The 15,167-nt window shown below is 61.6% G+C and carries 11 protein-coding genes; 5 read left to right on the top strand and 6 right to left on the bottom strand.

The genetic code is table 11. The annotated features are described in order from the left end of the window. Positions 1 to 7 precede the first annotated feature (7 nt). On the top strand, positions 8 to 1,258 hold the full coding sequence (locus J6525_RS05765) for an amidohydrolase family protein (RefSeq protein ID WP_376708441.1): 1,251 nt from the start codon (positions 8 to 10) through the stop codon (positions 1,256 to 1,258). Positions 1,259 to 1,384: 126 nt separating this feature from the next. Continuing rightward, entirely contained in the window at positions 1,385 to 2,161 is a 777-nt protein-coding gene (locus J6525_RS05760) for a TetR/AcrR family transcriptional regulator (RefSeq protein ID WP_225642721.1), read from the top strand. A gap of 52 nt (positions 2,162 to 2,213) precedes the next feature. Here J6525_RS05760 and J6525_RS05755 read toward each other — a convergent pair whose 3' ends face one another. Next, positions 2,214 to 3,806 (bottom strand): gamma-glutamyltransferase family protein, encoded by a 1,593-nt coding sequence (locus tag J6525_RS05755; protein WP_225642719.1) that lies wholly within the window; start codon positions 3,804 to 3,806, stop codon positions 2,214 to 2,216. Between the two features lie 238 nt (positions 3,807 to 4,044). On the opposite strand from J6525_RS05755, the gene J6525_RS05750 reads away from it, so the two are divergent. Continuing rightward, complete coding sequence (locus J6525_RS05750) at positions 4,045 to 5,610, top strand: winged helix-turn-helix domain-containing tetratricopeptide repeat protein (protein WP_225642716.1); 1,566 nt, start codon at positions 4,045 to 4,047, stop codon at positions 5,608 to 5,610. Positions 5,611 to 5,840: 230 nt separating this feature from the next. Here the strand turns inward: J6525_RS05750 and J6525_RS05745 are convergent, their stop codons facing one another. The 5 genes from J6525_RS05745 to wecB form a co-directional block, all read right to left on the bottom strand. Beyond that, entirely contained in the window at positions 5,841 to 6,284 is a 444-nt protein-coding gene (locus tag J6525_RS05745; RefSeq protein WP_225642715.1) for a hypothetical protein, read from the bottom strand. An 84-nt stretch (positions 6,285 to 6,368) separates the two neighbouring features. Then, complete coding sequence (locus J6525_RS05740) at positions 6,369 to 7,349, bottom strand: WecB/TagA/CpsF family glycosyltransferase (protein ID WP_225642713.1); 981 nt, start codon at positions 7,347 to 7,349, stop codon at positions 6,369 to 6,371. 4 nt (positions 7,350 to 7,353) lie between these two features. Then, positions 7,354 to 8,343, bottom strand: a complete 990-nt coding sequence (locus J6525_RS05735) for a glycosyltransferase family A protein (RefSeq protein WP_225642711.1) — start codon at positions 8,341 to 8,343, stop codon at positions 7,354 to 7,356. A gap of 4 nt (positions 8,344 to 8,347) precedes the next feature. After that, positions 8,348 to 10,555: a GumC family protein gene (locus J6525_RS05730; protein ID WP_225642709.1), complete on the bottom strand. Its 2,208-nt coding sequence runs from the start codon at positions 10,553 to 10,555 to the stop codon at positions 8,348 to 8,350. Positions 10,556 to 10,567: 12 nt separating this feature from the next. Further along, positions 10,568 to 11,785, bottom strand: coding sequence for a non-hydrolyzing UDP-N-acetylglucosamine 2-epimerase (gene wecB / locus J6525_RS05725; protein ID WP_225642707.1), 1,218 nt, complete (start codon positions 11,783 to 11,785; stop codon positions 10,568 to 10,570). A 592-nt stretch (positions 11,786 to 12,377) separates the two neighbouring features. On the opposite strand from wecB, the gene J6525_RS47225 reads away from it, so the two are divergent. Both J6525_RS47225 and J6525_RS05715 read left to right on the top strand, forming a co-directional pair. Beyond that, complete coding sequence (locus tag J6525_RS47225; protein ID WP_225642705.1) at positions 12,378 to 13,511, top strand: glycosyltransferase family protein; 1,134 nt, start codon at positions 12,378 to 12,380, stop codon at positions 13,509 to 13,511. Positions 13,512 to 13,651: 140 nt separating this feature from the next. Then, positions 13,652 to 15,166, top strand: a complete 1,515-nt coding sequence (locus tag J6525_RS05715; protein ID WP_225642703.1) for a potassium channel family protein — start codon at positions 13,652 to 13,654, stop codon at positions 15,164 to 15,166. The last annotated feature ends 1 nt before the right edge of the window (position 15,167 follow it).

The following is a 15,167-nucleotide window of genomic DNA, read 5'->3' as shown; positions in this document are numbered from 1 at the left end:
AAAACAAATCGGACCCCGATCGCCTCGCCGTTGCAACGAACCGGAGACGACCAGTGAGCACTCCGACACGCTGTTTCGAAACGCCCGATTGGTCGATGGGCGCACCGTCGATATCGCCGTGCGCGATGGCCGCATCACCTCGATCGCGTCGCAATCGCCGGTCGCGGCCGGCGAAACCCTTGATCTGGCCGGACGCCTGGTGTTGCCGGGGCTGGTCGATGGTCATATCCATCTCGACAAGGGCTTCGTCGGCGACGATTGGAAGTCCCACCGCCCCTGCACCGCCGGTTTCAGCGTGCGCGAGCGCGTCAAGTTCGAAAAGGAGGCGTTTGCCGGCGCCAGGCCGATTGCGGTGCGGGCGGCGGCGCTGATCGACCTCTGCGTCGCGCACGGCACGACCCGGATGCGGAGCCACGTCGATATCGACCTTCAGGTCGGGTTGCGCAATCTCGAACAGGTCATGGCGGCGCGCGACGCGCACCGCGACAAGGTGTCGGTCCAGATCGTCGCCTTTCCGCAAAGCGGCATCGTGACGTCGCCGGGCGTGGCCGGACTGCTCGACGAGGCGGTTCGCGCCGGCGCGGACCTGGTCGGCGGTCTCGATCCGGCGGGTTACGATGCCGACATCGACGGGCATCTCGACGTCGTCTTCGGCATTGCCGACCGACACGGGGTCGGCATCGACATTCACCTGCATGACGGCGGCTTGCTCGGTATCTTCGAGATCGAGAACATTGCACGCCGGACGAAGACTCTCGGGCTCGGCGGCAAGGTCACGATCAGCCATGCCTATGCGCTCGGCGAGGTGCCGCGAGACGTGGTTCAGCGCACCGCGCAGTTGCTCGCCGAGGCCGGAGTCGCGATTTTGACCAACGCGCCCGGAGCGCATGCGTTTCCGCCGGTGTTGCTGCTGCGCGATGCCGGTGTCAATGTGTTCGCTGGCAATGACAACATCCGCGATTCCTGGTGGCCCTACGGCGACGGCGACCTCCTGGAGCGCGCCATGATCGTCGGCTACCGCTCCGGCTTCAGCACCGATGCCGACCTGGCGGCGGCCTTCAACATGGTGACCACCAACGCCGCGCAAGCACTCGGCCTCCCGGACTATGGGGTGGCCGAGGGCGCGGCGGCGGACTTCGTCGTGATCGACGCGCAGCACGTGCAAGAGGCCGTGGTGGCCCGGCCCAGGCCGCGCGACGTCTACAAGAATGGGCGCCTCGTCGCGCATGGCGGCACGGTCGTGACGTCGGCGCGTTGATGTGGATGTGGAGACCGGAACATCGGGAAGGTTACCCCTTGACGAGCCACCGCAATAGCGATCTCAATCCCGCGAGCCTGCACGGCAGGGCCCCGCATCCCGTTGAACATGATGGGCGGGGGCATATTGTCCGCGCTGGGCTCGTACAACCTGAGAAAAGCTTGTCCCGTGACTGAAACGACAGCATCGACCAACCCGGCCCGCAGCGCCACACGCGGCAGACGGGCACGCGATTCCGCGTTGACCAAGGAAGCGATCCTGCAGGCGGCGACGTTCGAGTTCTGCCGCAACGGCATTGGCGGAGCTCGGGTTGAAGCCATCGCGAAGCGCGCCAAAGCCAACATGCGGTTGCTGTACGCCTATTTCGGCGACAAGAACGGCCTTTATCTCGCCGTGCTCGAACACGTCTACACCGAGATCCGCGCGGCCGAACAGCAACTCAAGCTCGACGACCTCGATCCGGTCGCGGCCATGCGCGAGCTGATCAACTTCACGTTCACCTTTTTCGGAGCGCACCAGAACTATATTGCCCTGATCAACAATGAGAACCTGCAGCGTGGGCGTAACCTGCGCAAATCGCGCAAGATCGCCGACCTCACGCTGCCCTTGGTCGCGAGCATCGAAAATATCCTTCGCCGGGGCCTTGCGGTCGGGCTGTTCCGCAGCGACGTCGATCCGGTTCAGCTCTACGTCACGATCACGGCCATGAGCTATTTTCATGTCTCCAACCGCTACACGCTGTCGGCGATGTTCGACAAGGATCTGGGAGAGCCCGACTGGCTGGAGAAGCGTCGCCATCACGCGCTTGACGTGATCATGACCTGGTTGACGGCGACGGCGGACGCAAGCGAGGGAAAACGGAAACCGTCCGCAGCCAGAACACCGGCGGGCGCCGCACGCTAGCTCACGCGCGGCAAATTCCGAACAGCCTGCGGGTGAGCGCTAGGTGCTCGCTTCACCGGGCGGCGACAACGCCGTCGCTGCGGGGATCGCTGGCGCCCTCGAGCAGTCCGTCCGGGTGCCAGACGATTGCGCCGGCGTGGCCCATGAATTCCTCGAACGCACCGACCACCTGGATGTCGTGGCCGAGCGCCCGCAGCGCGTCGACGACGGCAGGATCGAAACGCGATTCGATCTTGAGATTGTTGTTCTCCTCGCCCCATGTGCGACCGAGCAGCCAGCGCGGCGCGGTCACTGTCGACTGAAGGTCCTGACCGTGCAACGCGTAGCGGGTGAAGATCGCCGCCTGGGTTTGCGGCTGCCCTTCGCCGCCCATCGTGCCGTAGGACAACAGCCGGCCGTCGCTGAGTTCAGCCATTGCGGGCTGAATGGTGTGGAACGGCAGCCGCCCAGGTTCCAGGCGGTTGATATCGGTCTCGGCGAGACCGAAGCTCGTCCCACGGTTCTGCCAGGTGACCCCGCTTTGGGGCAGGATGACGCCCGAGCCGAACTCCCAATAGATGCTCTGAATGAAGCTGACGCTAAGGCCGTTCCGGTCGGTCGCAGCGAGCCAGACCGTATCGCCCTGGGCCGGCGGGTCAGGCCAGCGCGCTGCATGATCGACGGCGACGGTCTTTTCGAGCGCCGCAATGGACTCGTCGGTGAGAAACTCGGCCGCCGACCGCGCCATGTAGTCGGGATCGGTCACGTAGCGATTGCGGATGCGGAACGACGCCTTCGTGCTCTCGACCAGCCGGTGCAGATGATCGACCCCGTCCGCCTCCTTCGCCATGCGCCGGGCATAGAGCGCAGGAATCAACAGCGAGGCCAGGCCCTGCGTCGGCGGCGGCATATTGAATACCTTGTGCCCGGCCACATCGACCGACAGCGGTGTCACCAGCGCGGCTTGATGCTGCTCCAGATCGGATAGGTGGAGCGGGCTGCCGAGCCGTTCGAGATCAGCGGCCATCGAACGCGCCAGGTCGCCGCGATAGAAATCGGAAAGGCCGGCTTGCGCCAGCTGCCGCAACGTGGCCGCGACGCGCGGCTGCCGCAACCGTGCGCCGACTGCAAGCGGATTGCCCTGCGGCAGATAGACCTCGGCAAAGCCAGGCACATCCTGCAGTTCAGCGCGCTTCTTCGTGGTGTTGTCGTGCAGGGTCTGGGTCACGGCGACGCCATCGGCGGCATAGCCGATCGCAGGTTCGAGCAGCCGCGCCAGCGGCATGCGCCCCCCATGGCGATCGCGGCTGAGCTCATAGGCCTTCTGCCAGCCATCGACGGTCCCGGCGGCGGTGAGTGCCGCGAGCGGTCCGCGGCTTGGGATGGTGCTGCAGCCATGCTCGCGATACCAGGCGCGGCTGGCGGCCTTCGCCGACCGTCCGCACGCCTGGATTCCGACAGGTGCAGAGCCCGCCCGGCCGACCAGCCAGAAGCTGTCGCCGCCGAGGCCGTTCATATGGGGATAGACCACCGCGATCGTGGCGGCGGACGCAATCATCGCCTCGACCGCATTGCCGCCTTCGGAGAGGACGGCGAGCCCGGCCTGAGCGGCAAGGTGATGCGGCGCGGTCACCATTCCGCTATAGCTTCGCTTGGTCTGCAGCATGAACGCGTTCTCCGAAAACTGCAGTTTGTAATAATATTCTTACTTACATTGTCAAGCGGCTGTCGCCTGGCCGCGGCGGCGCGAACGGCTGGCGGAGGTGCCGTGCGAGGTGGATCGAGGCGAAAGCGGAAATCGGCCGCGCAAAGCTGCGCGTCAGCGGCACCGGGGCGGGTCGCCGGATTCCCTGAGGTCCTGAATCTGTTCCGAAAAAGATGCAAAAAATGTAGTCTCCCGAACCATGGCGACGATCCACGAATTCGGCCCCTACCGCCTCGACGCGGAAGCCGTGATGTTGTTTCGAGAGTCCGAACCGGTCGTGCTCGGGCGGCGCGCGGTGACGCTGCTTCGCCTGCTTGTCGAGCAGGCCGGAACGCCGGTTTCCAAGGACGCATTGATGCAGGCGGCGTGGCCGGGGCTTGCGATCGAGGAGAGCAACCTGACGGTGCAGATCGCCGCTCTGCGGCGGGTATTTGCCGACGTCGAGGGCGGCGCGACCTGGATCGAGACCCTGCCGCGCCGCGGCTACCGCTATGTCGGGCCACTGGTCGCCGCCGAATCCGGCGCCAGCCTGCCCACCTCGCCGGCACCGACGGTGCCGGATGGGCCGTCGCTTGCGGTGCTGCCGTTCTCGAATCTCAGCTGCGATCCCGCGCAGGAATATTTTTCCGACGGAATCACGGCAGACATCATCGCCGAACTGTCGCGCTTCCGCTCGCTGTTCGTTGTCGCCCGCCACTCCAGCTTCGCCTACAAGGGCAAGACGCCCGAGATCAAGCAGGTCGGCCGCGAACTCGGCGTCAGGTACGTGGCCGAAGGAAGCGTGCGCAAGATCGGCAGCCGGATGCGGGTGACCGTCCAGCTTCTCGATGGCGCCAGCGGTTACAATCTCTGGACCGAGCGCTACGACCGCGAACTCGAGGACGTCTTCGCCCTGCAGGACGAGATCGTCCGCGCAATCGTCGCAGCCCTTCCGGGCCGGCTCGAGGACGCCGGCCGCGAGATCGCCAGACGCAAGCCGACCCCGAGCATCACCGCCTATGACCTAGTTCTGCTGGGCAACGAGCGGTGGCGTCAATTGACGGTGAAGGGCATGGCGGAAGCCAGGCAGTTTTTCCGGGACGCCGTCGCGCTCGATCCGCAATATGCCCGCGCTCACGTCAACATTGCCTGGACGATCGTCTGCGACGTGTTTCTCGAATCGCCCGGTACGGCGAAGCTCGACGACGCGCTGAGCGAGATCGAGACCGCGCTCGACATCGACGGCGGCGACGCCTGGGCCCATGGCGTCTTTGCGCAATTGCTGTTCCTCCGTCGCGAGGACGCCAAGGCCGAAATCCATTTCAGCCGAGCTCTCGCGCTCAATCCAAACGACGCCGACGTCGCCGCCGTTTTCGCGAACATTCTGGTCTACTGGGGACGGTGGCGAGAGGCCCTCACTTGGATCGGTGCGGCCAAACGACTGAATCCCTTCCCGCCCAATCTGTACCACTGGTACCACGCGCTCGCGCTCTATTCGGGGCGCCAGTACGATGAAGCAGTCAAGACGCTGATGGAGGCGCGATCCCCCGACCGCTGGTCGCACAGTCTGCTTGCTGCCTGCTATGCGCAGATGGGTCGGCACAGCGAAGCGCGATCCGAAGCCGAAGCGTTCGTCACGGAACGTTGTCGAGAAATGAGCGCGAACGGCGCAACGCCGCCAGCGAACACCCTCGATCTCGTTCGAGCACGGGCAGAAAGGTACAGAATTTCTGCCGAACGCGAGCACTTCCTCGACGGCTTGCGCAAGGCCGGCCTATCCGGCTGAGCCGTAGCGAGGGTCACAACAGGCTGTTCGAAATTGACCGACAGCGGTGCTCCGCCTCGGCTTGCTTCAACCTCAAATTTCTGAGCCGCCGCTGCTGTCCGGATTGTACAACGGTGGAGGATTGACGCTTGGCGTGGCGAAATTCGTAGCCCGTGGTGGCGGGGGAGCGCTGCCGCCATTCCCAACACTCAGAAAAATGCTTCCAATGCGCGCTGTGCGGAAGCAGCGCTTTATAGAGGTCGAGGACGAAGGGGAGCGTCCCCGCGGAAAACCGCAGCCTCCGATCTTTGAATCTTTTGGATCTGGCCTGGGATCAGCTCAATCTGAGGAGATCGAGCATTGGAGAACTCCATGAAGGCGCCTGCGGTTTCGAATATTTGATTCACGAGCCCGCGATGCTCTGGTTCAATGATGGAGTAAATGTCGGGTTTGTCGCACCTCCACCATCCTGACCATAGTTCCGTTTTCTTCTCATTGGGATCAAAAATAAGGATGAGCGCCCCTCCGTCCTCATAGATGAGCTCAGCGGGCACGCAGCCGTGTTTGATCAGCGTTTGCAGAACGTGGCAGAACTCATACCCAAATACGTACACATCAGGCTTTAGCTTAACGACGATGGGTTGGTCTGCGTTATCGTACCCGAAGGAATCGGTGCTGCTTGGCGGTTTAATCACTTTGATGCTTCCCGCGCTTGCGCCATGAAGCTAATCGCTGAGCTGCCTGCGTGGATCAATGATCCAGGTTGGTCAGCCGATACATCAGGCGCTCACCTCGATACCCTTGAGGGCATTAGCCGACCGTGCCCGACGCTCTGAGATACGCCGCTCTATGCCGCGCCGGCGATCGGGTATCGGAAGCTGCGAATCCCGCACGCTGCTCCTTCGCCGGACAAGAATTCGCCGATCAGCTACCCTGCGTTCCGTACCCACTTTTCGGTCGTCTCTCCGCACCACGCTTGCCGATCCGGCGATCGCTTCCTCCGGACGGGCGGCGTAAGCCCTGCGCGCCACTACTTCGCGGAGCGCCAGCCAGATGAACTCGCTGTTGGTGGAAAGATATCGCCGCCATAATTTGCGCGGCTCCATCATCAGGCGCCAGAACCACTCGAGACCGAGCGATTGGAATAGCCGAGGAGCGCGCCTGATAAAGCCGGCCAAGACGTCGAAGCTGCCGCCGACCCCCAGAATGACGGGAACTTGCAGCCGATCCCGATAGCGTTCGCTCCATACCTCCTTGAACGGGGACGGCAAGCCGATAAAGAGAATGTGAGCGCCGCTGGCTCGTATCTCATCGACGATAATTTCGTGCTCGTCCGGACCGAAGTAGCCGTTCCGAAAACCAGCGATCTTCAGCTGCGGAAAGCGCGCCTCGCAGACGCGCACGAGCTTTTCGACGACTTGCTGGTGCGCCCCTAGAAAATAGACACAAAGTCCGTTGGACGCGGCCCCCCTTAAAAGTCCTTCCATCAGATCGATGCCGGCCACGCGTTCAGGCATGCGTTGACCTGACGCTCGTATTGCCCAAACCACCGGCATACCGTCCGCCACCGTCATATCGGCCGCGGAACATGCGTGCGCCAACGCCACGTCTCGCCGTATCATGCAGAGGTGCGACGCATTGATCGTCATCACGACGTGAGAATTGTTCGAGCGGAGACAGATATCGACACAGCGCTGCGCCGCCTGATCGAGCGTAACCGCATCAAATTCCACGCCCAATAGGCTCGCGTGTTGCTTCATCTGCTCAACTCCCCTGCGGCGATTGCCGGCTGGCTTGCCACCGAGCCACTTGCTCGGCGTCCAGGCGAGCCGTGGCAGCTCGTTTACCCAGTCTCAGGCACGCGTGCTGATACGTACGAAGAAAACGTCTGAACTCGGGGTCGTTATAGCGCGGCAACCCCTTTGCCCAGCTGCTGAAATAACCCCAAAGCATCGCGATGCTTCCGATGAACATTGGGTGCGCGCGAAGACGGGAAGCCGCCACCGCCAGATAGTAAAACGGCGAAGTGCCCATGAAATACTGACCGAAGCCAGCACGAATTCTGCCTGCCCAGATGCTCTTCTGGCTGGCCCCTTGCGGACGAAGGTGGACGAATCGAATTGGCTCTGAATCGACGCTCTCGGCGATCCAGCCCAGCATTCTGGCGCGATGGCAATCGATGCCATCCCACATGACCTGTCGCACGAATCCCCCGATCTGCCCGAAGCACTCAACCCGATAGAACTTCGTCATTCCAACCGACATTTCGTCGCCGCAGACCTCGGGCACGAGATCACCGGTTTGGGGATGGACGAACCAGGGTTTGCCTGAGGTCGTCCCGATACGTGGATTATCCTCCATTCGCTGCATCAGCAGTTCGAAGTAGCGAGGCGGCAGGTCGAGATCCATATCAAGCTTGCACAAATAGCCGAAGTCGCCGAGCGACACTTGATCGAGACCATCATAAAACGCCTCAATCACGCCGGGCCCTACCCGCCGATGGCCGCGGTCCTGGCGGCGCACGACGCACAGATAAGGCAACCGCGCCGCATACTCTTCCAGAATCCGTGGCGTCTCGTCGGTGGATCCATCGTCAACGACGATCCACAGCGCTGGCGGCACCGACTGTGCAGCCACGCTGTCCAGCGTGCGGCGGAGATAGGCTCCCTCATCGCGGCAGGGCGAAATCAACACATACCTGCGCGGCGTGGCGCTGTGCGGAACACTTGAAGCGCGACTGTCAAGCTCGTCCACAGGTCTACTCCCGGTAATATCCTTCGGACCTGACGCCATTTCTTGCCTCGATGGTTCTAAGCTCGACGGGATCGATCTGGTTGAGCACAATGGTCGACACGCGCTCACGGATGAGCTGCGTTACCGACAAGGCTTCGAGCACGCTCGTACGCTTGGTCTGACCGCATTCCACAACGAAGACGAACTCGTCGATGAAGCGCTCGATCAGCCTTGCATCGACGACCGACATGATCGGCGCCACCTCCACCACAATGTAGTCATAGGACTTCCGTGCGACGGCGAGCAGGTTTTCCATTTCCCGCGAGCCCAGGAGTTCAGCAGCGTTGGGAATCCGAAGCGCGCAGGCATTCGGCAGGACATCCAGCCCCGAATGCGGCCGCTTGCAAACAAACTCGCCAAGACGGGACGGATCTTCCAGCGCTTCGAAAAGCCCGACCTTCGCATCCGGGGACAGTGCAGTCGTGAGATTCCGGAGATGAAGGTCGGCATCGATCAACAGCGTGCGCGATCCAGAGGACGACAATATGAGCGCGGCAAGATTGGCGGCAACGACAGTCTTTCCCTCTTTCGAAACTGCCGACACGACGCCGATGACTTTGCCCCCGGTCGAGGCGGACGAACGGTCGAGCATCGCCTTCACATTGCGAAGACCTTCCGCGAAGCGCGAGAAGGGGGCAGCAAGGACATGCTCCTCGATTGGCAATTGACCAGCATAGACGAAGGGCAGTCCGATGCACCGCGTCTCGGTCACCTGTTCGACGGCCTTGGGCGTACGGAACACATCCGCCATCCATTCGCGTCCGAAGGCAGAGCCTATGCCGAGAAACAGACCGAGAAAAATGCTGCCTGCCGCCACGACGAGGGTTTTCTTGGAACTCTTGGTCAGCGGCGGCACTGCTCTCGTGATGATCTGCGCACTTTGGGCCGGAAGCGTCTCCGCCTGCGCCGCCTCGATCTCCTTATGCTTTTGCAGGAATCCGCTATAGAGATTGCGCAGCGCCTCGGCAGCGCTCTCGAGTTCGCGCAGCTGGCTTCCGGTTTCCGCGGAAAGCTTCGCGGCGGTGTCTTCGAGTTCAGTCTGTCGTGCCCTGGCGACTTCGTATTCGCTGGCGTAGGAATCGGTAATGCGCCCCTCGTCGGACCGAATGGCGGCGTCAACGCTGTTGAGCTGCGCACGAAGCTTGACGACAGCCGCGTGCTTGCGACCGACGCGAGCTTCCATCTCCGCAAGCCGAGACGCAAGATCGCGCTTTTGCGTGCGGAGACGTGCAAGTTCGCTGTTGTTGAGCGCGAAGTTGATGACCGCCGCTCGCTTGTCGTTGAATAGCGCGTCCGTCGACACGGCCGACGGAATCCCGTTTGCCTCTGTCCGCTTGATCCGGTCGAGACGCTCCTTTGCTTCGACTGCCGCGAACTTGGCATTCATCAGCTGGGTATTCAGACTTGCCAGGAGCTCGGTATCCTGAGCGCCAGTGCTGCTGAGATTGTTTGCCGTCTTGAAGTCCTGCAGCGCCTTGTCAGCATCGGCCACCTGCTTCTTCAGCTCGATCAGCCGCTCCTGCAGCCACTTGCTCACCTTCTGCGTTGATTTCAGCTTTGCGTCCTGCAGGGACGCGAGATAGCTATCCACGATTCCGTTGGCGATCTTCGCGGCCTTCTCCGCGCTCTGCGACTCGACCGTTACGTTGATAACGTTCGCGACATCCTCACGTGCAACAGTCACCCGCTTCAGCAGAGATTCGAGCGCCGCTCGTTCAGCGGCTGCAGTGGCTTCCGCCGTGCTGGAGTTCCCGTCTGTGGCGCTGCCAAGTGCAGATCGCCCGGCAAACTCGCCATCACTGGCCAGACCCAGCGAGCGAATAACCGGAAGCAGGACCCTGTCTGATGACAGTACGTAGAGCTGACTGCCGACCTCCACTTCATCCATCGTCGGCTGATCTACGATCTTGTTCGTCTGCAGATAACGATTCAGACTTCGATCGATGAGGATGCGCGCACTGCTCTTGTAGGGCGCCTTCATGACCACAACGGAAGCCACGGCAACCGCCAGCCCAATCAACAGTCCGATAACGGGCAACCGCCATTCGCGGCGCAGAACGTCGATGATGTCCCACAAGCCGAAAGCGGGACGGCCCGCCGCAGGCGGACCGTAGTCTTCCGCAAGCGGCTGGCCATATTCCTGAATAGCCAATTGATTGGTTCTGGTGTCCATGGCTTCGTTTGATCAGTGCGCCGGTTGGGAGAGCGGTGGCGTCGGCCGCGAATGCATCTCGGCATTCGGAAAACCATTGACGCTCGTGATGTGATCAGTTGGACGTTGCGGCCGACGGACGTTCAGAAGATCCCGCACGATGAGTTTGCTGGCTCGCCCGTCACCGAATGGATTTGCACCGAGAGCCATGGCTTCGTGCTCCGCTGGTACATCAAGCAGGCGCTCGACGCCTGCAACAATGCGAGCCGGGTCGGTGGTGACCAGGCGAGCTACGCCGGCGTCAACGGCCTCCATCCGCTCGCTGGTATCTCGCATGACGAGCACGGGCTTCCGAAGCGCCGGTGCCTCCTCCTGAATTCCACCGGAATCGGTGAGGATGAGATACGAGCGCGTCATGAGGTAGACGAACTCGGGATAGTTCAGGGGTTCGATCAGGAAGATGTTCGACGCATCGCGCAGATGGTCGAACACCGGCCCGCGCACGTTCGGATTCAAATGGACGGGATACACGATCTGAATATCGTCCCGCCGACTGATCGTCTTCAATGCCTCGCAGATTTGCCGGAACCCGGATCCAAAGCTCTCGCGCCGATGTCCGGTCACGAGGATGAGCCGCTTCGAGGTATCGAGCCATGAGTATTTCGCTTCAAGCGACCGGCGAAGCTCGCCTGGTTGAGAGATATTTGAAGCCATACGGAGCAGCCCGTCGATCACGGTATTGCCGGTGACAATGACGGCGTCTGGCGGATACCCCTCCTTCAGCAGGGCAGAACGCGCACGCAACGTCGGTGCATAATGCCTCGTCGTAACGACGGCAGTGACCCGCCGATTGGCCTCCTCCGGCCATGGACTCATGAGATTGCCGGTTCGCAATCCCGCCTCGACATGCCCGACACTGACCGACCGGAAGAACGCGGCAAGTGCAGCCGCCGTACTGGTTGCAGTGTCGCCCTGTACAAGAACGTAGTCCGGATTGTAGTCGGCGATGACCGGATCGATTCCGGTCATGACCGCGCTGAACACTTCAATCAACGACTGGTTCGGTCGCATGATGTTCAGGTCGTAGTCAGCCTTCAACGAGAAGGCCGACATCACATCATCGAGCATCTGACGATGCTGGCCCGTCACGCAGACGCGCGCATCAATTCCTTCTGCTTCGCCCAGCGCAAGCACAAGCGGTGCCATTTTGATCGCCTCTGGACGAGTACCAAATACGCTAAGAATACGCATGAACCCCGACGCCGCCTGTGTTCAATGATTTGCCGTGTTGAATATTTTGTCGTTTCGAAATGATGCGGCACGCTACCGGATTTTCCCGACGCGTTCATCGCCAACGTTGGCTCGGCACATGTTAAATGAAATTTATAGCTAATTCTCGGAGTTGCCGCGGAGCGCGTTGCGCATCATCGAAGCCGGCTGTTGTCAGGCGGTTCCAGATTTAACCTTTTCGGGTTAACGCGCACTCAGTCATTGTCCGCTGACGTTCTTCGCTACTGCCAGCGAGTTCCAGATTTAACTTCTCCAGGTTAACGCGGATTCGCTGTACCGTTCGCAAATCTTCGCCGATGCATCCTCGTGCTTGCATTCGCAACGGCACGGCGGGAATGCCAATGCGCGTGCAATGAACTCCACAGGCTCGCATTATCCAATTTCGGGAAAACTTGTACAAAACAAGATTAAATAGCGTATCTGGACTAGCGTTGATTGGCGCCATTGCGCGCATCGTGACGACGATCAACGCGCAGCTCGCTCCTGGTCGAGAGATTTCGGAAGTCGTGTGGCCGGCACTTTCCGGCATTTGATAGGTCGGAGGCAGCGCCTCGTGGAAGGCAAGGTCTTACTCCTCTCGCAGCGTCGGATTTCCGATCTTGTTGCATTTTGCCTCAGCTATGAGTTCGAGGACAATTTGGCGGCGATGGCGCGCGCCGATCGGTTCGATGTTCAAAATCGCGCTGCGCTGGAGTTCTCGCGACGGGTCTACAAGTGGACGCGCCTTGCATCAGGATCGACCAAACTGGCAGGTGTGCTGGCACCCTCCCCGCCGCAACTGCGGCTGCAACGTGATTACGAACTGTTCTTCCCGATCTTCAGCAATGCGTATCAACTTCACTCGCTCGCCGCGATTCCCGACTGGCGCAAACGGTGTCGCAAGGCCGCATGCTTCATCACTGAAGTCTGGGCAGACGACATCCCGGAGTATCTGGTCGAGCTCCTATCCGGATTTGATCATATATTCGTCGGCCTGCATCACTGCGCACCGCAGATTGCGCGAATAGCAGGTCGACCGTGCAGCTATCTGCCGCTGGCGGTCGACGTGGAGCGGTTCGCGCCGAGGCCCGAGCAGCAGCGATCGATCGCCGTGTGCAACATCGGACGTCGTTCGGCGACGACCCACGCCGCGTTGCTGGCCGGCGCCGAGAGAGAGCGCTTCTTCTACTATTACGACACTGTGGCGGCGAGCGGTTCGAACCGAAAGGAAAGGACGTTCCGGGTCGACAACCCGGAAGAACACCGCAACATGATTGCGAATATCCTCCAGCGCAGCCGCTATTTCATTGCCAATCGCAGTCACGTCAACAACCCGGAATTCACAGCCGGACGTGACGAGATTTCCGCGCGCTATTATGAAGGCGCTGCAGCCGGGGCAGTGATGGTTGGCGAGGCGCCACGCACCGAAGAGTTTGCACGGCAGTTCGACTGGCCCGATGCGGTCATTCACGTGCCCTTCGATTCGCCGGACATTTGCCAGATCCTCGAAGCGCTGGACGCAGACCCGGCGCGACTGCGAGCGGTTCAGAACGCAAACGTCCGGGAGGCCGCGCTGAGGCACGATTGGCTCTACCGCATACAGGCGGTATTCGACATCCTCGGTATTGCTCATACCGATCAGATGCGCGCACGAGCCAACCGTCTGCGCCAGATCGCCGGATCCTTTGAGCTGCCAGCGGCCGCCTGAAATTGTCGCCCTCGCGTGGTGCGGAGCAATGCGGCGTTTCCGCCGGTTTATGGTTAACGGCCTGTTAAGCGGCGGCTGCTACATCCCGGCAGGTAGGCGATCCTTTTCATATGATCGCCAGGGTGTCGCGAACGTCCGCAATGGCGGACAAACGTCAAGCTGCGTATCCAGGCATGAAACGCTCCAGTCAGCTCCCCTCGGCTCAGGCGGCCATCCTCAATGCGCCGCCCTTGCCACGTCAGGCAGACAGGCTCGCTGCACCTCTGCGACGGCGTGGCGCCTGGACGCAATTCGTCGAAGCCCGCCTGCGCGAGCCCGCAAATCCGGAACGAAATCCCGCCGAGCCGCCGCCAGACAGTCCGACCGACAAGCAACCGACGATCCTCGGCGACAATCCTAGCTTGCCAGGCGGTGGGCCGACGAATGAAGCCCACCCGGTCCCCGACTTGGAACACCTGCAGCCGATCGTGCTCCCGCAGGATGAGGTCAGTCTGCGCCTGAATGAGGCCGCGGAGAACATCGGCCGCTGGACAAATGTGGCTCCGCCTGATGCCGGACCAGACGACGGGTCCGTCTCCTTTGCGGCCGATCCAAACGATGCTTCAGCGGAGGAATCCGACAACGACACGCAGCCAGCGCCACCGGACTCGCATGCCGGCTCAGCCGTTGCCTCGTACACGCCTGAAGCAGATGAAGGAGAGGGATTCAGTCCGGCCGCGGACCCAGGTCCGAACTCGGTGCCGCCGGCGTCAATCCGTCCAGCAGTGCAACCGCCCGTGCACACCAGCACTGCCGAGGCGAGCGTCGCGGTGCAGGAACAGCAGATCATACTGATCGACAAGCTGATCGCGGAAGAACTTCAGAGCTCGCCGCGAGACCAACGTTCCATCACCAGCGAATGGAAAGTGCGCAACTTTGTGTGGTTCCTTGCTCCGACAGCGGTTCTGCTGGCGATTGGCACCGGAATGCTCATGCGGGGCAATGTTGCATCCGTGCTCAATACAACACCCCAGGTTGTCGGCCATTCGAACGCGACGCCCGTTCAGTCGCCACCGCAAAGCAGACGCAAGCTGAAGCCGGCAATTGCCACGTTCGTACATCGTGCTCCGATCGAAGCAGCCGCGCCCGCACCACCCGCACGTTCGCTGCCGACGACATATGGGATTTTTGCGTCAAGCAACGGGCGGATGATCCGGCTCGAGCCGATGAACATCCGCCTTCCTGACAGCCGGATCGCCGTGTCGGTATTGACCACGAAGCCGGGCACCGTTGTGGTGCCGCACGGCCCGCTTTCGTTTGTCGCGTATCAGCGCGAGCTTATGACAAGCGCGCCCGACAACGCACAATTGCGCATTCTCGCCCAGGTCGCACGAACACCGTCGTCACCGGCAGTCGCTACGGCCAACGATGCCTGGGCGATCCGGTCCGTTTCCGTCGACCTGACCGTAGCGCCGGTCCCTGAAAGCCGCGAGATGGTCGAGCTGCAGCCAGTGAACCCCGATCTCGTCCTCTCACCTGGCCGTTACGTGCTGGTCTTCAAAAACCAGGCCTACGACTTTGTCGTAGCCGGCAAGGCTACCGATAAGGCTCATTGCCTCGAGAGGGCGGAAACGCCGGACGGCGACAGGTTTACCGAGTGCCGCAGGCTCCCGTAAT

It is taken from the genome of Bradyrhizobium australafricanum, assembly GCF_020329495.1.
Classification (GTDB): domain Bacteria; phylum Pseudomonadota; class Alphaproteobacteria; order Rhizobiales; family Xanthobacteraceae; genus Bradyrhizobium; species Bradyrhizobium australafricanum.
This window is presented reverse-complemented; position numbering and strand designations above follow the sequence as displayed.